Source organism: Celeribacter sp. SCSIO 80788, from assembly GCF_051054295.1.
In the GTDB taxonomy this organism is placed as follows: Bacteria; Pseudomonadota; Alphaproteobacteria; order Rhodobacterales; family Rhodobacteraceae; genus Celeribacter.
This window is the reverse complement of record NZ_CP150482.1, coordinates 1,705,511-1,725,571: the sequence shown is the minus strand read 5'-3', so window position 1 is coordinate 1,725,571 and position 20,061 is coordinate 1,705,511. Positions and strand designations below refer to the sequence as shown.

Genomic DNA, 20,061 nt, shown 5'->3' with positions numbered 1-20,061 from the left:
GGGGCGCATCACGAATTTGCCGCATTTTGTCACGATTTTGCCGGATTTGTACCGGGTTTTCGCCACAAAGCGATTCGCGACCGGTTTGTGGCCGCTTCGGCACCGGAGCGTTGCGGGGCCTCTGGACGTTGCGCGGGCGAGGGGCGATACTCGCGCCCATGTCACTGCCCCCGGGATTCTTGGATGAGCTGCGATCGCGCCTGTCGCTGACCGATGTGGTCGGCCGCAAAGTCATGTGGGATACGCGCAAATCGAACCCGGGCAAGGGCGACATGTGGGCGCCGTGCCCGTTCCATCACGAGAAATCCGCCTCCTTCCACGTCAATGATAAGGACGGCTATTATTATTGCTTCGGCTGTCACGCCAAGGGCGATGCGATCACCTTCGTGCGCGAGACCGAGAATGTCGGCTTCATGGAGGCGATCGAGATTCTTGCCCAAGAGGCCGGGATGCCGGTGCCGAAGAGCGATCCGAAGGCGCAGGAGAAATCCGACAAGCGCGCCGAGCTTGCCGAGGTGAACGAGGCGGCGAACCGGTTTTTCCGGCTCTGCCTGTCGCAACAGGGCGGCACGGCGGCGCGGGCCTATCTCGACAAGCGGGGCATGAAGCCCGCGACGCGGGAGCGCTTCGAGATCGGTTTTGCGCCCTCGGGCAATGCGCTTTTGCGGGCGCTGAAGGATCAGGGCATCTCCGCCGAGATGGCGATAGAGGCGGGGGTGGCGGCGAAGCCCGACGACGGGCGGGAGCCCTATGATTTTTTCCGCGACCGGATCGTGTTTCCGATCCGCGATGCGCGCGGGCGGCTTATTTCCTTTGGCGGGCGGTCGATGGACCCGAACGCGCGGGCGAAATATCTCAACGGCCCCGAGCGGCTTTTGTTCGACAAGGGCAATGCGCTTTACAACCATCAGGAGGCCCGTGTGGCTTGCGGGCGGGGGCAGACCTTGGTCGTCGCCGAGGGCTACATGGATGTGATCGCGCTGGCGGAGGCCGGGTTCGAGGCCACGGTTGCGCCCTTGGGGACGGCGATCACCGACCGGCAGTTGCAACTCATGTGGCGGATGTCGAGCGAGCCGGTGATTGCGCTCGATGGCGACAAGGCGGGGCTTCGGGCGGCGTATCGCGTGATCGATCTGGCGATGCCCCTCTTGGAGGCGGGCAAGGGGCTACGCTTTGCCATTCTGCCGGAGGGGCAGGACCCGGACGAGCTGATCAAGGCCAAGGGGCCGGAGGCGATGCAGGAGGTGCTCGACGGCGCTTTGCCGATGGTGGCGCTGCTGTGGCGGCGCGAGACCGAGGGCAAGGTGTTCGACAGCCCGGAACGCCGCGCGGCCCTGGACAAGAGCCTGCGCGAAACGATCCGGCCCATCACCGACGCCTCGATCAAACGCCATTACGGTGAGATCCTGAACGACATGCGCCGGGAGCTTTTCCGGGGCAAGCGTGAGGAACGCGAGGCGGGCGGCGGTCCGCGCAAGGCTTGGACACCGGGCGGCGGGCGCGGAGGTCAGGGGCGCGGGCGGTTCGGCAAACAGGCCGCGGTGCCGACCGAAGGGCTGAAAGCGTCGCTGATCGTTTCCGGTGACGAGGCGCAGGCCGATCTGATGCGCGAGGCGGTGGTTTTGGCGGTGCTGATCGCCAATCCGGGGCTGGCGTTAGAGTTCCTGTCGCAACTCGAAGGGCTGACACCGCGCTCGGAGGATCACGCGGCCTTGCTCCATGCGGTGCTGACCCATGCCGAGGAAGAGGATGCGGGGGCGCTCAGGGAAAATGTGATTGCGATGGCGGGGCTGGGAGCCCTTGATCGGCTGATGTCGCATCCCCATGTTCAGATCGCGCCCCCTGTGCGCCGGCCCGACCGCGAGGTGGCGCAGATGTGCCTCACGGAGGAGCTGGCCAAACTCAAGGCGCGGCGGGGCTATCAGGCCGAGCTGGCCGAGGGGCTGGAAGATATGTTGGCCGCCGATGACGAACAGGTGACATGGCGGCTCCGGCAGGCGGCTGAGGCGCGCAACCGGGCCACCAAAGCGGAGGCGGAAGACAGAACGGAATTCGATATTGCGGAGAACGGGCTTGAGCTGTCGCGGGACGAGCGCAATGCGTTTCGCGCGCTTTTGAACCGAATCGCCCCTGAACGTGGCAAGTGAGCCGCAAAAGGGGGCGGGCGTTGCACGGAGAGGCCCTGTGCCACTGGTGCAGGGATGGTTAAGGAAATATGGGTATTCGGGTGGCGAATCATTGATTCGCATGACATGATTCGGGTTTGAGCAGGCGCTGTTGTGGGCGAATGGGGTGGGTCCCTCGCACGGACATGCCGACCAAAGGGCCAGTGAGTGGTCCGTGACAGGTCCGGCGACAGGGCCATCGGGACCGCATCGGAACCCGCCAGAGTTTAGGGGAGAGCCGCATGGCAGCCAAAGACAATGACGACGCCAAGAGTGACGATCAGGACCAGGACGTGATGCTCGACGTGAGCCAGACCGCGGTCAAGAAGATGATCGCCGAGGCGCGTGAGAAAGGCTACATCACCTACGATCAGCTCAACAAGGTCCTGCCACCGGAGCAGGTGAGTTCCGAGCAGATCGAGGACGTGATGTCGATGCTCTCCGAAATGGGCATCAACGTCATCGAGGACGAAGAAGTCGAGGACGACGACAGCGCGGACGGCGACGCCAAGGGCGGTGAGCTGGTCGCGACTTCCGGCTCGCGCGAAGTGGCGATGGCCAATTCGGAGACCGAGAAACTCGACCGCACGGACGATCCGGTGCGGATGTACCTGCGCGAGATGGGTTCGGTCGAGCTTTTGTCGCGCGAGGGCGAGATCGCGATTGCGAAACGCATCGAGGCCGGGCGCAACACGATGATCGCCGGGCTTTGCGAAAGCCCGCTGACCTTTCAGGCGATCACGATCTGGCACGACGAACTTTTGTCCGAGGACATCCTCCTGCGCGACGTCATCGACCTTGAGGCCACATTTGGCGGCGGTGTCGATGAGGACGAGGACGAGGAAAATGTCGTCGAGGGGCTGAACGCCGAGGCGACCGCGGGTGAGTCCAAAGAGCGCGAGCAGGAATACGACGCCGACGGCAACCCGATTTCCTCCGATGAGGATGACGAGGATGACGAGCAGGCGAACATGTCGCTTGCGGCGATGGAATCGGCGCTGAAACCGCAGGTTCTCGAAACGCTTGCGCGGATTTCCGAAGATTTCGCCCATCTCTCCGAGATGCAGGATTTGCGGATGTCGGCCACGCTCAACGAGGACGGGTCGTTCTCGGAAGGGGCCGAGGCCGAGTATCAGAAGCTGCGCTCCGAGATCGTGGTTCTGGTGAACTCTCTGCACCTGCACAACAACCGGATCGAAGCGCTGATCGACCAGCTCTACGGCATCAACAAACGCGTCATGTCGATCGACAGCTCGATGGTGAAGCTCGCCGATCAGGCGCGGATCAACCGGCGCGAGTTCATCGAGGATTATCGCGGCTCCGAACTGGACCCGACCTGGCTCGACCGCATGGCGGACAAGCCGGGCCGTGGCTGGCAGATGTTTGTCGAACGCTTCTCCGACAAGGTCGAGGAGCTGCGCTCCGAAATGGCGATGGTCGGCCAGTACGTCGGCGTCGACATCTCCGAATTCCGCCGCATCGTGGCGCAGGTCCAGAAGGGCGAGAAAGAAGCCCGTCAGGCCAAGAAGGAAATGGTCGAAGCCAACCTTCGCCTCGTGATTTCGATTGCCAAGAAATACACCAACCGCGGCCTGCAATTCCTTGATCTCATTCAGGAAGGCAACATCGGCCTGATGAAGGCGGTCGATAAGTTCGAATACCGTCGCGGCTATAAATTCTCGACCTACGCCACTTGGTGGATCCGTCAGGCGATCACGCGGTCTATCGCGGATCAGGCCCGGACGATCCGTATTCCGGTGCACATGATCGAGACGATCAACAAGCTGGTGCGCACCGGTCGTCAGATGTTGCACGAGATCGGCCGCGAACCGACGCCGGAAGAATTGGCCGAAAAGCTGCAAATGCCGCTGGAAAAGGTCCGCAAGGTGATGAAAATCGCCAAGGAACCGATCTCTCTCGAAACGCCGATCGGCGACGAGGAAGACAGCCAGTTGGGCGATTTCATCGAGGACAAGAACGCGGTTCTGCCCTTGGATGCGGCCATTCAGGAGAACCTCAAAGAGACCACCACCCGCGTGCTGGCCTCGCTCACGCCCCGCGAAGAACGCGTGTTGCGGATGCGGTTCGGGATCGGCATGAACACCGACCACACGCTTGAAGAGGTGGGGCAACAGTTCTCCGTGACCCGCGAACGGATCCGTCAGATCGAGGCGAAGGCGTTGCGGAAGTTGAAGCACCCCTCGCGGTCGCGGAAGCTGCGGTCGTTCTTGGATCAGTAAAGTTAGGAGCGCCTCCCGGAAGGGGGGCGTTTTTGTTTATGTTTATATGCCCCGTAGATACCAAATGTGTTTGGCAGAAAGAGTTGTGTCCCATTGGACATGAGAGTTTTCGTAAGGAGAGTTTTGACGATTATTGGCTGAGAAATAGAGATCATTTTCATGGTTTGCCTGCCGATTTGGTTGAGCAATGGGTGTTCAGATATTTTTGTAAACATCCCCACAGCTACATACCGCTTTCCTCGCTGACGTACTCGCGACAGAAAATGACACCAGCAGACTTCATGCGGCTTGTGAAGTCAGCGACAGATAATTGTCTTGACCCCGAATGGGATTATGAAGTGTTTCACAAATGTCCAGGAGGGCACCCTACATCTGATGCGCTTGACAGGGGCCGCTGGGACTACCCGCCCATTTTGTTGTCGGTGCCCAATGGGTTTCATGATGGTCTTAAAAGCTGGCCGGATGCGAAGTATATCCTAATCGAAGGGCATCAAAGGCGGCGCTATCTAAACGCTCTTATTCATCGAGGAGTTGTCATGCCCGCGCAGGAAGTTCTTCTGCTGGAAAGCCCAATTGTTGACATGTTGGTAAACTAGCGCGGAACAAAGCCGCCGCTCGTCATTCAACCGTTTCATCACCAGCCCCCGGTCAGGCGATGCGCGGCTTGCACTTCGGGGGCAGGGGCCGCAAAGTGCCGTTTCATACAGGAGGCCTTCATGTCCCTTTTCGGAAAACTCTTCGGTGGTAAATCCGGTGGCAAATCGCAACCCGACGCCGCCCCGCAATCAACTGCGAAGCCCGAACTTTACGGCAAAGATTACCGCATCTTCCCGGAGCCGATGAAGGCTGAGAGCGGCTATCGCATTGCGGCACGGATCGAGAAGGACATCGACGGCGAGACCCGGGCGCATATGATGATCCGGGCGGATACGATGAGCGATCTCGACGACGCGCGGCAGGAAAGCCTGCGCAAGGCGCAGATTTTCATCGACCAGATGGGGGACAGTATTTTCGACGATCCCCGGATGTAAAAGCCCCGCCCGGAGAGGGCAGGGCTAAGGTGCTTAGAGCGCGGCTTTGACCGTCGCAGAGATCGGCTCGGTCGGGTGACCGATCAGTTTGGAAAGGGTTTTGCTGTCGTCGAACAGCGCACCTTTGGCGGCTTTCGCGTCCGAATCCGCGAGGATGGCGGCGAACCCGGCGGGCAGGCCCGCGCCGACCAGCGCCTCGGTGAACGCGGCTTCGGGCATGTCGGTGTAAACGACCGGTTTGCCGGAGGTTTCGGCGACGATGGCGGCGTAGTCGGCGAGCGAATAAGCCTCGTCGCCCGCGAGTTCCAGAACCTCACCGTCATGACCGCCCGCCAGAACGATGGCGGCGGCCTCGGCGTAATCCTTGCGCGGGGCGGTGGCGAGCTTGCCCTCACCGGCGGCACCGAAATGTTGACCAAGCTCAAGGTCTTGGCCCAGCGTCATGGTGATATTTTCGGAATACCAGCCATTGCGCAGAAGCGTGTAGGGGAGGCCGCTGTCTTTCAGCATGGCCTCGGTCGCGAGGTGCTCTTCGGCCAGCGCCATATTGCCGGTATCGGCCTTGAGGATCGAGGTATAGGCGATGAATTTGACGCCCGCAGATTTGGCGGCCTCGATGACATTGCCGTGCTGGGCGGCGCGTTGACCGACTTCGGACGAGGAGATCAGCAGGAGGCGATCCACGCCGTCGAAAGCGGCAGTGAGGGCGGCGACATCGGTGTAATCGGCGCGGCGGGTGGCGATGCCCTTGGCGGCGAAGCCTTCGGCGGCTTTTTCGGACCGCACGAGCGCGAGAATGTCGTCTTTCGCGACGACGGTGGCGAGATGATCGACGACAAGCTGGCCAAGCTGACCGGAGGCGCCGGTGACGAGGTAGGTGGTCATGTCTATTCCCTTTTGGGTTCGTTTTGAATATAAGTCTCAATTAGAGACCTTTTCGACTCCTGAAAAGGAGGCACTTTTTCGGGACAAGGTTACATCGAGGGAACCGCCCTGAAGGATACCTGAAGGATAAGAGCGATGCGTGACATTCCGATGAGTCGTCTGGAAGAATGGAAAGCCATGGGGTTCGAGCCACAGAACTGCCCGGTGCGGCAGGTGCTCGATCATGTGGCGGCGAAATGGACCTCGCTCATTCTGCTGGAGTTGGAAAACGGGCCGCAGCGGTTCAATGCCCTGGCGCGGGCGTTGCCGGATATTTCGAAACGCATGCTGACGCAGTCGTTGCGCGATCTTGAGCGGGACGGGCTTGTGGAACGCACGGTGTTCGATACCAAACCGCCTTCGGTGTCTTATGACTTGACCGATCTCGGGCGCTCGTTTCTTGGGCCATTGCACGGGTTGATCGGCTGGGCCGGGGCGAAAATGCCTGAGATTGAGGCGGCGCGGAGCATTTTCGACGGGGGCTGACGGGTTATCCACAGAAAACCCGGGGATGTTGAAACTTGATTAAGCCTTTCTGCGTTGGTCTTGGACAACTGTATGGGAGAGCTGTCATGACGCGCATTGCCAAGGCCCTCATTGCCTTTACCTTCGCCATTGCTGCCGTGGGGCTGCTCGCGCCTCTTGGGGCGCTGGGCGAGGCGATACAGGATCTTGCGGTGGTGGACGGGCCGTATGAAGCGGGCAGCGGCGATGTCATCGTGATCAAAGTCCCGGCCGAGGATTTGCAACGGTGCATCGCGACGCTGGATGCGGTGTTCATGGCACCGGTGCGGGATGCGCAGGTCCAGACGGCGTCTTTGACCCCCGAAGAGAGCGGCCAGACCGTGCGCTGTGAGGTGGAGGGCTGACGGGGGCGTTTCAAAAATTCCGCCGATGAGGTAAACCCTTTCGACATGTGTTGAGAGGGTTTTTTGATGACGTTGAACCGGAATCGAATGGCGCGCCTGATGGCGACCTGTGCGTTCATGGGGCTGACCGTCGTGCCTGCATACGCAGAGGAGACCGTTTTGCTGGCATGCGGGTTTGCCAATGGCAAGAGCCTGTCTCTGACGGCGCATCCGGAGGGGGTGACCTATCGTTTCGGGCGTCCCGGTCAGGTGCCTGAGCTTGAGTTGAACCGACCTTATGCAGAGGTCGATGTGACGCCTTGGTCCGGGGTTGGTGGGTCGATCTGGGAGGAGTTGAGCCTGACGAACGGAGATGTGAGCTATCTTCTCTGGGGGGACTTCGACCGGATGACCGATGACCATGACATGAGCGGTGGGATCATCGTTTTGCGTGGGGAAGAGGACGTGGCGCATTTCGATTGCCTGCCGGAGACGATCAGCTACACGGTTTTTGGATTTGCCGATGCCTATGAGGCGGCGGGCTATTGCTGGGATTCTTATGAGCTGATCTGGAAAGAGGACTGCGAATGAGCCATCGCCTGTTTGAAATCGCGACCTCCGGTCCGGGCCTTTATGAATTCACCGCCGATCTGGCACGGTGGGTGGCGGGCGAGGGGGCAATGGAGGCGCTCCTGACGCTCATGGTGCAACATACCTCCGCCTCACTGGTCATTCAGGAAAACGCCGACCCGGAGGTGCGGACCGACCTTCAGGCTTATTTCCATCGCCTTGTGCCGCCGACCAGCGATCCCGCGATGGCTTATCTGACCCATACCTATGAGGGCCCGGACGATATGCCGGCGCATATCAAGGCGGCGCTTTTGCCGACGACATGTACAATTCCTGTCCTGAATGGGCGCATGGCGCTTGGAACATGGCAAGGAGTTTACCTTTTCGAACATCGCGACCGACCGCATGTCCGGCGGGTGATGGCGCTGCTGCGCTGAGCTGACGCGCTCTACAACATTTAGCGGTGAAAATTTGATCTACCCAAATTCTGGGAGAGCCCCTATAGTGCCTGTGGATAACTGGGGCAAAGACCCCAGACGAGGCAGTGAAGAAAAGATGAAGGGGACGCCAGGATGCGTTGTCCATTTTGCGGAAATATCGATACCCAGGTGAAAGACAGCCGCCCGGCAGAGGATCATGTTGCGATCCGGCGGCGGCGCTTTTGTTCGGCCTGCGGCGGGCGGTTTACCACCTATGAGCGGGTGCAATTGCGCGATCTCGTGGTGGTAAAATCCAACGGGCGGCGCGAAGATTTCGACCGCGACAAGCTGGAACGTTCGATCCGGATCGCGGCCCAGAAACGACCGATCGAACCGGAGCGTCTGGATCAGATGATCTCCGGAATCGTACGGCGGCTCGAGAGCATGGGCGAGACGGATATTCCGTCGAAAACCATCGGCGAAATCGTCATGGAAAGCCTCGCGCGGATCGATACGGTGGCCTATGTGCGCTTTGCCTCGGTCTACAAGAACTTCCAGGCCGCTGACGATTTCGACAAGTTTGTCAGTGAGTTGCGCCCCGACGCCAAATCCGACGAATGAGCGAATTGGAAGATTTGCGCCACATGCGCCACGCGCTGTCATTGGCAGCGCGCGGGATTGGCCGGACTTGGCCGAACCCGGCTGTGGGCTGTGTCATCGTGCGGGACGGGCGCATCGTCGGACGCGGCTGGACCCAGCCGGGTGGGCGCCCGCATGCGGAGGTCATGGCGCTGCGTCAGGCGGGCGAGGCGGCGCGTGGCGCGACGGTTTACGTGACCTTAGAGCCCTGTTCGCATTACGGCAAAACGCCCCCCTGTTCCGAAGCGCTGATCGCCGCAGGGGTGCGACGTGTCGCGGTGGCGCTGGGCGATCCCGACCCGCGAGTGAACGGGCGGGGCTTTGCAATGCTGCAAGATGCCGGACTTGAGGTGGTGACGGGCCTGTGCGAGGACGCAGCCCGTGCGCAGCAGCAGGGCTTCCTGTCGAAAGTCACTCTGGGCCGACCGATGGTGACGCTGAAACTGGCGATGTCCTGGGACGGGCGCATCGCGACGGCGACCGGGGAGAGCCAATGGATCACCGGCCCGATGGCGCGCCGTCGCGTGCATGCGATGCGGGCAACTCACGATGCGGTTCTGGTCGGCGGGGGCACGGCGCGGGCGGACGATCCGACGCTGACGATCCGGGGGCTGGGTGTCGATCATCAGCCGGTGCGGCTGGTGATGTCGCGCAGGCTCGATCTGCCGGTCGACAGCCATCTGGCGCGCACGGCGGGCGAGGTGCCGGTGTGGCTCCTGCACGGGCCGGAGGCCGCGCCGGAACTGATTTCCACTTGGCAAGGGCTTGGTGCGGAACTAATCGAAGTACCCGTTGCGCAAGGGCAGTTGGATGCCGGGGCCGCTTTGCAAGCGCTGGGCGCGCGGGGACTGACGCGGGTGTTCTGCGAAGGGGGCGGGGCGCTGGCGGCGTCGCTTCTGTCGGCGGGGTTGGCCGATCATGTGGCGCTGTTCACCGCCGGGCTTGGCATCGGTGCGGAGGGGCGTCCGGGGCTGGGGGCGCTGGGGCTCGACCGGCTGGCGGAAGCCCCGCGTTACCATCTTGAGAAACTCGAACAGATCGGACCGGATGCGCTGAGCCTTTGGACGCGGCTCACCTGATCCCGAGGGTTGCGGCGCGCAACTGCCGCAGTCTGGCCAACAGGGTTTGCGCGAAACGGCTGCGGCCTTTCGGGGCTTGCGACAGCAATTCCAAGGCTTCTTCCGGTGACAGGGGAGTGCCGGATTTCGGATCGAAATAGCGTGGATAATCAATCAGAACCGCATGGGCGAGGCTCATGAGGTCGGGGCGTGCCGCGCGGCGCGCAGGCACCGGGCCGAGATCGGTGGTCAACCCCCATCCGGCATAAAATGGTGCGCCGGTGCAGGTCACCGGTGTGCCGCGCAACAGGGCTTCGAAGCCGATCAGCGAGGTCATGGTCCAGACCGCGTCGCAGGCTTCGATCAGGGCGAGCGGATCGGCCTCGGAGGCGATGACATCGGCGATGTCGTTGGCCGCCGGGAGCTTGCCGCGCCGAAGCCCGGCTTCGACATCGGGGTGGGGTTTGTAGACCAGAATGGCCTCGGGATGCGCGGCCCGTGCGGCCTGCAACAGTGCGAGATTGGTTGAGATTTTTCCGGCGCCGAGGGTGATCGAGGCGTCGTCCTCGACCTGTCCGGCGACGAGGATGCGATGGCCCTTGGGCAAGGGGGGCAGCTCCGCGCCGACATTGTATTTGCTCAGATGCAAGGCCTTGAGTCGGGAGAGAAACCGCGCGATCCGGGCCTGTTGCGCGGCGCTGAGCGGGGGGCGCTCCGCGATCAGTGTCTCCAGCCGGGAGGGGCGCGTGGGATCGAAGTAGATGCCGCTGTCGTCGAGCACCAGCGACAGGGGGCGCACCAGAGCGGCACCGAGGCCGCGAGAGCGCAGGAAGCCGTCCTCGAGCCGCAGATCGGCCTCGGGGGGCGCACCCCAGGCGATGTGACGACGGCCTGCGGATTTTTCGTGGGCGATGACACTCGGATCGTCGCTGATCGTGAGGCCGTTCCGACCGAGATATTGCCGAAGGAAACGATGTTTCCAACGCAGGATGCCGGAGGCGATATAGCCCGGAGCATCCTCGCGGATCGCACGTTCGCGCGCCTCGAGCCGGGCGAGAATGTCCTCGATTTCCAGCGTCTCCGTGCCCGCATGCCATGTGGTGGCGCGTATCAGGGCGGCGAGAAAGAGCTGGGCGCGGGTCAGGCGATGGGGGCTGTGCGGGTCGGGGTCCTCATCGGCGGTGAGACCGAGCGCGCCATACCAGGGCCGCCCGAACACTCGGGGACGATGCCCGGCGAGGATCGCGTCGAAGCCGTAACCTGCGGAATGGGTGTAAACGGCGGTGGCCGCCTCGAGCAGGCGATAGAGATTGGCGTTCGGCGGCAAGAGGGTCAGGCGCGGATCGGTGCTGTCGCTGAAGAACCCATCGTCGCAGCCGAGGATGGCGACGCGGGCGTTCAAAAGCTCGGTCTGGGCGAAGACCAGCATTTCGGTCATACCGGCCTCGGCGGGGGCGTTTTCGGCGCTGCGCGGTTGATCCAAAACGAGCACAAATGGAACATCAGGCGTCTGATCCGGGTCGATTTCACCACTGGAACGAGACAATTTCAATGAAACCAGCCAGTCGATCGCCTGACGCGCGCGATCAAGCTCCGCACTGTCGTCGGGGGGCGCGCCACGGGCGAGATCGTGCCAGCTCAGGGCGGCACAGGACAGATCGAATTCAGTGCGCAGGCGCTCGAACAGAAGTGGGGTCTGAAACGAGAGCCGCCCCGGCGAGGTGACCGGGGCGGGGGAAGACGTGTCGGTCAAATGGCCGACCATCAGGTCACTGGCCGATGGCGGCGATAGAGCTGGCGGAGCTGGCCGTGCCGGTGACTGCGCTCAGAGTTTTTTGCCATTGGGTGAACGGTGCTTCTGTGACATAGAGCGTGTCTTCGTCGCGAATGAGGAAATCGCGGGCGAGGAACAAGCCGTTCGGCTGGGTCAGATCGAGCACATAGATCAGGCGCTGGGTGCCCATGATGTCGTCGCGTCCGAGCACCTGCTTGGCAATGTTTTCGGGTTCGTTGCGGAAGACGAAAACGCCGGTCGGATCGGCGGAGTTGGTGCGCAGACCGCCGACCTGAGCGATGGCTTCGAGCGCGGAGAGGTTGCGGGTTTCGAAAGGGATCACGCTTTGCGCACCGGTGGCGCCGAGGGCGGTGAAAGAGCGCGGGTCGGCCTCGACGAGAATGCGGTCGCCGTCGCGCAGCGGAATGTCGTATTTCGGGTTGTTGTAGAGGTCTTGGAACCAGACCGTTTCGGCTTTCGAGCCACGGATCACCTTGATCTGGGCGACGTCGGGTTCGACGGACGGGCCGCCTGCACGGGCCAGCATGGCGGTCAGTCGGCGGGTCGGGCGCTCAATCGGGAAGACGCCCTGTCCGGAGATCTTCCCGGTGATGGTGACGGTGGCGCCATCGCCTGCGGCACGGGTGACCATGACCTGCGGATCGGGGGTTTGCGCGTCGAGTTTCTCGGTGATCAGGCGGCGGATCGCTTCGGGGCTGTTGCCCGCGGCTTTGATGCGCCCGGCATAGGGCACGAAGATGAAGCCCGCGCCATCGACCTGCACCTCGGAAAGCACGGTGGCACTGGCCCCGGCCCCGGCCAGAAGCCCGTCATCGACGTTTTCCCAGATGGTGAGCGAGAGCACATCGCCCGGTGCGATGGTGTCGGAGCCGATCACACCGGCGTTCTGGAAGGCGCTTGAGAAGCCAAGCTCCTGATTGATCGCCGTCACGGCGTTGACGCGGTCGTTGACGGAGACGACGAAGGAGTCGCCTTGTTCCAGAACGGACCCCGCGAAAATCTCTTTCTTGGTCGGACCGGAGCGCGGCAGGGCACAGGCAGACAGGCTCGCCGTCACGGCGGCCAGCGCAATGGCGCGGGTCATGCGCGATGTCAGGATCTTCACTGCTCTGTCTCCTCTGCCCCATATTTTTATCGGGTTTAGCCAGCAGATTAACCAATAGCGAGTCGGAAATCCAGTTTTTGCAGAGAGATGTGGGGCGCTGTGAAGGTTGTGTTGCGGGAAGGTCGCGGCTTTCGCAGAGAGTGTGGCGACGCTGTGCGGCGCATCACGATCTAGTGGTGCGCGGGGGATGTGGGGGGCACAAATCGGCCATGATTGCCTTTATTTGACGAGGCGTAGCGGTTGGCGCGGAGGGGTCTTGCCACTCAACAGCGCCTGATCGGGGGCCTCAGAACCAAGCATCAGATCGACGACGAGGCGCATGAGTTGCCGCCTCCCGCGTTTCGAGTAGAAGCCGCCGGGCACCTGCGAGGTTTCCAGAAGGAACTGGCGGTAATCGCGATAGGCGCGGGTGTCGGGGCGCTCGGGCTGGGCGAAAAACGCCTCGAGCGGTTGGTGCGAGACGAATTCCGGTTTGTCGTAGACTGCGCGGCCTAGGATGCGCAGCGGGATGCCCAGCGAGAGCACCTGTTGACCCGCGGTGGAATTGACGGTGACGGCGGAGCGCGCACTCAGGAGCAGTTTCTGTAACTTGCCGCCGCGGACGTAATGCACCCGGTCCTCGATGCCGTATTCGGCGGCGATGCGGCGGATTTCGTGGCGCAGGTTGCGCCGGTCGTTTTCCAGCGGATGCGCCTTGAACACGAGGTGATGGTGCCGGGGCGCGCCCTTGGCGAAGCCTTCGATCACATCGGCGACGAATTCCGGCATGGTGGAATAGGGGCTGTGGACCTGAAAGCTGGTGTCATGTTCGAGCTGGAGAAGTGCGATGTGGAACGGATGACCTGCCCCGAGGATCGCGCGGGTGTGCCAGGCGCGCGAGATCCAGTGTTGTGGCATCAGGATCAGGCGTTTGAAATACAAAAGAAACTCGCGCGTCACGGGCAATTCGCGATGGCCGCGATAATGGCGGAAAGCGGAGTTTCGGAACATCACGAACCAGTGGTAGAGCGCACCGTAGAAGATGTGCTGGCGCATGTCGCCCCATTGCGCAGGGGGGTCGATCGTATCGTGGTCGATATTCTCGAGCGCGCCGCGCATTTCGGCGACGGTGAGGGTCATGAGGGCGGAGTTGCCATTCGAGCCGCCGCGCTCATAGGTGACCCAGTAGGGGCGGATATAGCCCTCTTCGAAGACATGGATGGTAAGGCCCAGAGCCCGGGCGCGTTCGATGGCGAGGGCATGGACGGGGCGGGTGTCGCCATAGAGCACGATGTCGGTGACAGACTTGTCGCGGACGATGTTCTCGAACCGGCTGGGCCAGTCCTCTGGCGGATCGGTATAGGCGATAAAGCTCTTGGTCGAGAACCAGAAGGCGCGGTCGCCGGCGTTGAAGCCGACGCGCCAGACCTTGGCCCCGGCCGAGGTCAACATCTTGCCCAGCCCCCAGAAAAACGGTCCGTGCGGGCCCTGAAGCATCAGGAACACGCGGGCGTTGGCGTTTTTCGTTGGGGTTTGGTTCGGCATGGGGTGGTTTTGCGGCATTGGGTGTGGTTTGTCGTGGTTAATTTCCTGTTAGCCATAAATTCGGGCGGATTTGTGGCCCTCAGAGCGCAGGAGCGTGCGCAGGGGCTGTGCCTTGGTCGACTGTGCCATAGAAGCGGTTAACAAAACCTGAGTACGCTTGCGGGCGGGCGGCTGGGGCGTTACCTCTGGGCCAAGGTAACGCAAAACGACCCACGAAACGACCAACGAAACGCATGGAGGCGTCATGTTCACAGGGATCATCACCGATGTCGGCACCGTGCTGGAACTGGAAAAACGTGGCGATCTGCGGGCGCGGATCGGCTGCGCTTACGATGTCGACGGGATCGAGATCGGCGCCTCGATCGCCTGCGACGGGGTGTGTCTGACGGTGATCGCGCTTGGGACTGCTCCGCAAAACTGGTTCGATGTGGAGATTTCCGCGGAGAGCGTATCGAAGACCAATATCGGCATGTGGACGGTCGGCAAGCGGCTCAATCTGGAGCGTGCGCTCAAGTTGGGCGACGAGTTGGGCGGGCATATCGTGTCCGGCCATGTCGATGGGGTGGCGGTGATCACGGCGATGAAGGACGAGGGCGACAGCACGCGGATCACGTTTGAGGCCCCGGAGGCTCTGGCGAAATTCATCGCGCCGAAAGGTTCGGTGGCGCTGAACGGCACGTCTTTGACGGTGAACGAGGTCGAGGGCTGTTCTTTCGGCATCAACGTCATTCCGCATACGCAGGAGGTGACGACCTGGGGCGTGGCGAAGGTGGGCGACAAGGTGAACCTCGAGATCGACACGCTGGCGCGCTACGTCGCCCGTTTGCAGGAGTGGCAGGCGTGAGCGCCCCGCTCCATGGCGTCGGCCACAATGGTGGGCCGTCGCTCGATCCGGGCGTGAGCTATCGTCGCTTTGTCTGGAAGAAGGCGCGCAAGAGCCTGATGGGGGAGAGCCTGCCCATCGAGGTGGTCCGCATGCGGGTGCGCCGGGCCGAAGAGCTTGGTCTGCCGTATAAATCCTACGCCTCGATCCGCGCTTCCACCGGGCGCGACGTTGTCGGCTTCCTGTTTTCCTCCAATGCGCTTCGGCTTGTGCGGCTGGGAGACCGGATGAACCCGGCCTTTGCCGACAAGCTGGCAGAGGTGAAAGCCGCACGCATCGTGGCGGCGCATCATCCGCTGGTGCCGGGGATGATCGAAGAGCTTGACGCGGTGGACCGGGCCGGACGTGCGCCGCGCCCCTATGCGCCATGGGGGCAACAACGCGCCGCTCTGGCGGAACTTTTGGGGTCGAAATTTCCGCGGGATGGGCTTGTTCTGGTCTCGGAAGCGCCGTTTGAGGCGGAATGGGTCGACGCTGGCAAGCTGGCCGGTCGGATCGACGCGCCGGTGTTTTTCGAAAGCTGACCTGAGCGGGTTGGGCGCGCATTGATCGCACAGATGGGCAAAGCTGCGAATTGCGCAGAAATGCTTGGCGATTGTGCGTGGCATGAGGCTGGCCTTTGGTGGCGCAAAGCTGTATCGGAAAGCGACCGAAGTCCCAGAAGGCCCGCCGAGATTACCATGTCCGAAACGCAAGTCAGCTACCAAGACGCCATCTCCCCGATCGAGGAGATCATCGAAGACGCCCGCAACGGGCGGATGTTCATCCTTGTCGACCACGAGGATCGCGAGAACGAGGGCGATCTGGTGATCCCGTCGCAAATGGCGACGCCCGAGGCGATCAACTTCATGGCCACCTACGGGCGGGGCCTGATCTGTGTGACGCTGACCGGGGATCGGATCGACGCACTTGGCCTGCCGATGATGGCCTCGAACAACTCGTCGCGGCATGAAACGGCCTTCACCGTGTCGATTGAAGCGCGCGAAGGCGTGTCGACCGGCATCTCCGCCCATGACCGCGCGCGCACCGTCGCCGTGGCGATCGACCCGTCGAAAACCGCCGCCGACATCGCGACGCCGGGCCATATCTTCCCGCTGCGCGCGCGCGATGGTGGTGTTCTGGTGCGGGCTGGTCATACCGAGGCCGGGGTGGACGTGGCGCGTCTGGCGGGGCTTCTGCCCAGCTCGGTGATCTGCGAGATCATGAACGAAGACGGCACCATGTCGCGCCTGCCGGATCTTGTGGGCTTTGCGCAAAAGCACGGTCTCAAGATCGGCACGATTTCCGACCTGATCGCCTATCGCCGCCGTCACGACAACCTCGTATCCAAGTCCTCGGCGCGCAAGGTCACCTCGGCCTTCGGTGGCGAGTGGGACATGCAGATTTACACCGACGATCTTCAGGGCGCCGAACATATCGTTCTGTCGAAAGGCGACATCACCGATGGCGCGCCGGTTCTGGTGCGGGTGCACAATCTGAACCCGCTCGAAGACGTGCTGGGCATCGGGCGCACCTCGCGCGAGATGGAAGGCGCGATGGAAGTGATCGCCGAAGAGGGGCGCGGTGTGGTCGTGCTGCTGCGCGATACCACGATGAAAATGGTCGAAGAGGGCGAATCCTCGCCGCAGACGCTGCGGCAATACGGGCTGGGGGCGCAGATTTTGGCCGCACTCGGTCTGCACAAACTCATCCTCGTCAGCGACAGCCCGCAACCGAAAGCGCCGGGGCTTGCAGCCTTCGGCCTCGAGATCACCGGCACGCGCAAGATCACGGAAGGAAACTGACCGATGGCCGCCAATGAACAACATTATACGCTCGACCTGCCGTCTTTCGATCAGCCGGTGAAAATCCTCATCGTCGTGGCACCTTATTACAAGGACATCGCCGACGAGTTGGTGGCGGGCGCCAAAGCGACCGTTGAGGCCGTGGGCGGCACATGGGATCTCGTGGAGGTTCCGGGCGCTTTGGAAGTGCCGACAGCGATTTCGATTGCCGATAAACTGTCGAATTTCGATGGTTATGTGGCGCTGGGTTGTGTCATTCGCGGCGAGACCACGCATTATGATACGGTTTGCAACGACAGCTCGCGCGCGTTGCAACTGATGGGGCTGCAAGGGCTGTGCATCGGCAACGGCATCCTGACCGTGGAAAATCGCGATCAAGCGGTGGTCCGCGCCGAGGCGAAAGGCCAGAACAAAGGCGGCGGTGCGGCCGCTGCGGCCTTGCATCTCATCGCGCTTTCGCGCAAATGGGCCGCTCCGAGCAAGGGCGTGGGATTCCACACCGACGCGATCAAGCTTGCCGGCCAGCCTGACGAGAGCAAAAAAGCATGACTGACGAGAACGACCACCTGAAACCGCCCACCAAGCGCGAGATGAAATCCGCCGCAAGGCTCTATGCCGTGCAGGCGCTGTTTCAGATGGAAGCGGCCGATATGACCGTCGACAAGGTGCGTCGTCAATTCTACGATCATTTCTTCGGTCTGAAGACCGAGGAAGAGGGCGAATTCATCGACGGCGACAGCGACCTGTTCCATGAGATCACCGAGATCGCCGTGAACGATCAGGCCAAGGTCGACCAGATGACCGACCGGGCACTGGTTGCGAAATGGCCGATCGCGCGCATTGACCCGACGCTGCGCGCCCTGTTTCGGGCGGCAGGGGCCGAGCTTTTGTCGGGCCGCACGCCGCCGAAGGTTGTGATCGTTGAATATGTCGATGTGGCGAAGGCCTTCTATCCCGATGGTCGCGAGCCGAAATTTGTCAACGCTGTGCTGGATCATATGGCCCGCGAAGCGCGTCCCGAAGCGTTTTAACGCGAAGGGAAGACGCGCGAGCAGACAAACATGTGAAGCGCGTCTCGAAGTTTTTTGAAATCGTTCCAGAGTTTGATCGACAGTGATAAACGCCCCTCGTCGGGGCGTTTTTGCATTTCGGGCTGCGACGGAATGGAGCTGGAAATGTCCCCCACATGTGATACACTTTTTGAATATGTTCCCGTTTGGAGTGCTGCCATGCCCAAGCTTGTGAAACTCTACATCACTCAGGTCCTGATCGGCTTTGCGATCGCGGCGGCGTTCGTGGGCGCGCTCCTCTATTTCAACGTCGCCAATCTTTGGCATCTGGTCACGCATAACGATGCGGGGATCATCGCCGTGATTGTGCTTTGGTTCGCCAATGGCATCGTGTTCTCCGGCGTGCAATTCGCCATCACGATCATGCGCATGGCCGGGAGCGACGACGACGGGCGGGGCGGCAAACGCGACGAGGTGTCGTTGATGACGATGGACCCCATTCCGGTCGAGGCGACGCGGCGTCGCTGAGCACGCTTTCCAATACAGAAAAACGCGTCCTTTCGGGCGCGTTTTGCGTTTTGCCTTTCAAGAAGGCGGCATCTCAATTTGCCCTCAAGAGGGCGGCGGGGGACCACAGCATCCGTAGCAGCGCGTATGCTCCCGAAGCCTGAAAAATCAGGTGGGCGCCAGGTAACTGGACCAGGATCCAGACAGAGCCAGCTCCCATTCGGTTGCGTAAGGCCACCGGAGACTTGCGCCCATGTGTACGAGAAGAGCAGATCCCGCCTGAGCTCCGAGATAGGGCTTTGCTGCGAGGACGACAAGGGGGAGGCGTTGAAAATCGCGCGAGACTGCGGCAGGGTCCGGCCATGATCGATACGTTTCTCACCTCCGCCCAACCCGGCCAGGTACTGGCGCGTGGCGTTTGCCGCCATCTGCGTTCGCATGATTTCGCCTGCGTCGAGGAATGGGTGCCCGCGCGCGGCCTGCGCGTCGATGTGCTGGCGCTGGGACCGAAGGGTGAGGTCTGGGTGGTGGAGTGCAAATCTTCGCGTGCGGATTTCATGACCGATGCGAAATGGCAGGGCTATCTGGAGTGGTGCGACCGGTATTTCTTCGCCGTCGATCTCGACTTTCCGACCGAAATTTTGCCACCCGAAGCCGGTCTGATCATTGCGGATGCTTATCAGGCGGAGATCATCCGTATGCCGGAGGAGGACAAATTGCCCGCCGCCCGGCGCAAATCGGTGCATCTCAAGGCCGCGCGCGATGCGGCGCGACGGTTGCAGGGCTATCGCGATCCGGGCGTCGCGGCGCTGTTCGGGGGCTAAAGGGGCTTTCCGTGGGAGAAATACTCCCGCCGGAGGCATTCAATGCGGGCCAAGCCGGCTTATTTCGCCATTTTCCGTGCCTGCGCCGCCGCAGCCATCAGCTCCTCGGCGATTTCTTCGGCTTCTTCCGGTTCGAAATCCATCGGAATCTCGATGCCGCCGGTGGCTTCGATGAACATCCGCACCATGCCGAGCGAGGTCGGCCCGATTTGCAGATTGGCTTCGATGTCGCGTTCCGAATTGATACCCATGACGGCTCCTTTTGATCTTCCCCGAAATACGCGTTCGCCCGTTCTGGCGCAAGGGGCGGGGGAGATTCCGGGGCTCGGGCGATTTTCTCGCAATCTGCCTCTTGCATTCATCTGCCCGTCTCGTTAAATCCCCCGTCAGTGCCGCCTTAGCTCAGTTGGTTAGAGCGCCTGATTGTGGATCAGGAGGTCCCCCGTTCGAGCCGGGGAGGTGGTACCACTCTTTCCCTTCATATTGCAGCTTGCTTACTGGCCGGTGTGGACCATGGCTTTCGTGCGTGCGTGCGTGCGTGCGTGCGATGTCGTGTGCGGCAGGCTGTGTCACCCTGTCGACCGACATGCAGCCTGCGCGCGCGGGGATATGGCGTGGGTGCTGTGTCCTGTCGCAGAGGGTGCGACAAAATGTAGCAATGTTGGTAGATTCGTGTTATCCTTCCAAAAAGGGAGGAAAATATGCATCTTTATTTCGTGGGGCTCGCCTACGCGG

General features: G+C 61.9%; 21 protein-coding genes and 1 tRNA gene. 17 read left to right on the top strand and 5 right to left on the bottom strand.

All coding sequences use genetic code 11. From position 1 onward, the window contains the following. Window positions 1-158: 158 nt before the first annotated feature. From dnaG to V1471_RS08620, 3 genes are all read left to right on the top strand, one after another. Window positions 159-2,147, top strand: coding sequence for a DNA primase (dnaG, locus tag V1471_RS08630; protein WP_434288039.1), 1,989 nt, complete (start codon window positions 159-161; stop codon window positions 2,145-2,147). Window positions 2,148-2,407: 260 nt separating this feature from the next. After that, a complete protein-coding gene (gene rpoD / locus V1471_RS08625; RefSeq protein WP_434288037.1) occupies window positions 2,408-4,405 on the top strand; it encodes an RNA polymerase sigma factor RpoD in 1,998 nt (665 codons plus the stop codon). 716 nt (window positions 4,406-5,121) lie between these two features. Further along, window positions 5,122-5,436: an HlyU family transcriptional regulator gene (locus tag V1471_RS08620; protein WP_434288035.1), complete on the top strand. Its 315-nt coding sequence runs from the start codon at window positions 5,122-5,124 to the stop codon at window positions 5,434-5,436. Window positions 5,437-5,469: 33 nt separating this feature from the next. Here the strand turns inward: V1471_RS08620 and V1471_RS08615 are convergent, their stop codons facing one another. Then, window positions 5,470-6,321, bottom strand: a complete 852-nt coding sequence (locus V1471_RS08615; protein WP_434288033.1) for an SDR family oxidoreductase — start codon at window positions 6,319-6,321, stop codon at window positions 5,470-5,472. Window positions 6,322-6,456: 135 nt separating this feature from the next. Here V1471_RS08615 and V1471_RS08610 point away from each other — a divergent pair, with 135 nt between their 5' ends. The 6 genes from V1471_RS08610 to ribD all read left to right on the top strand — a co-directional run bounded on the left by V1471_RS08610 (window position 6,457) and on the right by ribD (window position 9,915). Further along, the gene (locus tag V1471_RS08610; protein WP_434288032.1) at window positions 6,457-6,846 is read left to right on the top strand and encodes a winged helix-turn-helix transcriptional regulator; all 390 of its coding nucleotides are present in this window, start codon (window positions 6,457-6,459) and stop codon (window positions 6,844-6,846) included. 86 nt (window positions 6,847-6,932) lie between these two features. Beyond that, the gene (locus V1471_RS08605) at window positions 6,933-7,229 is read left to right on the top strand and encodes a hypothetical protein (RefSeq protein ID WP_434288031.1); all 297 of its coding nucleotides are present in this window, start codon (window positions 6,933-6,935) and stop codon (window positions 7,227-7,229) included. 87 nt (window positions 7,230-7,316) lie between these two features. Beyond that, on the top strand, window positions 7,317-7,799 hold the full coding sequence (locus V1471_RS08600) for a hypothetical protein (protein WP_434288030.1): 483 nt from the start codon (window positions 7,317-7,319) through the stop codon (window positions 7,797-7,799). Next, window positions 7,796-8,215: a secondary thiamine-phosphate synthase enzyme YjbQ gene (locus V1471_RS08595; protein WP_434288028.1), complete on the top strand. Its 420-nt coding sequence runs from the start codon at window positions 7,796-7,798 to the stop codon at window positions 8,213-8,215. The genes V1471_RS08600 and V1471_RS08595 overlap by 4 nt, the downstream gene beginning before the upstream one ends. A gap of 135 nt (window positions 8,216-8,350) precedes the next feature. Further along, the gene (nrdR, locus tag V1471_RS08590; protein ID WP_066705681.1) at window positions 8,351-8,818 is read left to right on the top strand and encodes a transcriptional regulator NrdR; all 468 of its coding nucleotides are present in this window, start codon (window positions 8,351-8,353) and stop codon (window positions 8,816-8,818) included. Then, the gene (ribD, locus tag V1471_RS08585) at window positions 8,815-9,915 is read left to right on the top strand and encodes a bifunctional diaminohydroxyphosphoribosylaminopyrimidine deaminase/5-amino-6-(5-phosphoribosylamino)uracil reductase RibD (RefSeq protein ID WP_434288026.1); all 1,101 of its coding nucleotides are present in this window, start codon (window positions 8,815-8,817) and stop codon (window positions 9,913-9,915) included. The genes nrdR and ribD overlap by 4 nt, the downstream gene beginning before the upstream one ends. On the opposite strand, the gene V1471_RS08580 is transcribed toward ribD, so the two are convergent. The 3 genes from V1471_RS08580 to V1471_RS08570 all read right to left on the bottom strand — a co-directional run bounded on the left by V1471_RS08580 (window position 9,908) and on the right by V1471_RS08570 (window position 14,318). Then, entirely contained in the window at window positions 9,908-11,659 is a 1,752-nt protein-coding gene (locus V1471_RS08580; protein ID WP_434288024.1) for a capsular polysaccharide export protein, LipB/KpsS family, read from the bottom strand. The genes ribD and V1471_RS08580 overlap by 8 nt on opposite strands. A 4-nt stretch (window positions 11,660-11,663) precedes the next feature. After that, window positions 11,664-12,794, bottom strand: coding sequence for a polysaccharide biosynthesis/export family protein (locus V1471_RS08575; RefSeq protein ID WP_434288022.1), 1,131 nt, complete (start codon window positions 12,792-12,794; stop codon window positions 11,664-11,666). A 219-nt stretch (window positions 12,795-13,013) separates the two neighbouring features. Beyond that, window positions 13,014-14,318: a capsule biosynthesis protein gene (locus tag V1471_RS08570; RefSeq protein ID WP_434288020.1), complete on the bottom strand. Its 1,305-nt coding sequence runs from the start codon at window positions 14,316-14,318 to the stop codon at window positions 13,014-13,016. 244 nt (window positions 14,319-14,562) lie between these two features. On the opposite strand from V1471_RS08570, the gene V1471_RS08565 reads away from it, so the two are divergent. The 7 genes from V1471_RS08565 to V1471_RS08535 all read left to right on the top strand — a co-directional run bounded on the left by V1471_RS08565 (window position 14,563) and on the right by V1471_RS08535 (window position 19,326). Further along, entirely contained in the window at window positions 14,563-15,162 is a 600-nt protein-coding gene (locus V1471_RS08565) for a riboflavin synthase (RefSeq protein ID WP_434288019.1), read from the top strand. Beyond that, entirely contained in the window at window positions 15,159-15,725 is a 567-nt protein-coding gene (locus V1471_RS08560) for a hypothetical protein (protein ID WP_434288018.1), read from the top strand. The genes V1471_RS08565 and V1471_RS08560 overlap by 4 nt, the downstream gene beginning before the upstream one ends. 156 nt (window positions 15,726-15,881) lie before the next feature. Continuing rightward, window positions 15,882-16,985, top strand: coding sequence for a 3,4-dihydroxy-2-butanone-4-phosphate synthase (gene ribB, locus V1471_RS08555; RefSeq protein ID WP_434288016.1), 1,104 nt, complete (start codon window positions 15,882-15,884; stop codon window positions 16,983-16,985). Between the two features lie 3 nt (window positions 16,986-16,988). After that, entirely contained in the window at window positions 16,989-17,534 is a 546-nt protein-coding gene (locus V1471_RS08550) for a 6,7-dimethyl-8-ribityllumazine synthase (protein WP_434288015.1), read from the top strand. Next, complete coding sequence (gene nusB / locus V1471_RS08545) at window positions 17,531-18,016, top strand: transcription antitermination factor NusB (protein ID WP_434288013.1); 486 nt, start codon at window positions 17,531-17,533, stop codon at window positions 18,014-18,016. The genes V1471_RS08550 and nusB overlap by 4 nt, the downstream gene beginning before the upstream one ends. Window positions 18,017-18,214: 198 nt before the next feature. Next, window positions 18,215-18,523, top strand: a complete 309-nt coding sequence (locus tag V1471_RS08540; protein ID WP_434288012.1) for a hypothetical protein — start codon at window positions 18,215-18,217, stop codon at window positions 18,521-18,523. 341 nt (window positions 18,524-18,864) lie between these two features. Continuing rightward, a complete protein-coding gene (locus V1471_RS08535) occupies window positions 18,865-19,326 on the top strand; it encodes an MmcB family DNA repair protein (RefSeq protein WP_434288011.1) in 462 nt (153 codons plus the stop codon). A gap of 59 nt (window positions 19,327-19,385) precedes the next feature. Here the strand turns inward: V1471_RS08535 and V1471_RS08530 are convergent, their stop codons facing one another. Beyond that, complete coding sequence (locus V1471_RS08530; protein WP_066705658.1) at window positions 19,386-19,577, bottom strand: DUF6324 family protein; 192 nt, start codon at window positions 19,575-19,577, stop codon at window positions 19,386-19,388. A gap of 140 nt (window positions 19,578-19,717) precedes the next feature. On the opposite strand from V1471_RS08530, the gene V1471_RS08525 reads away from it, so the two are divergent. Further along, window positions 19,718-19,794 (top strand) — tRNA-His (locus V1471_RS08525). The last annotated feature ends 267 nt before the right edge of the window (window positions 19,795-20,061 follow it).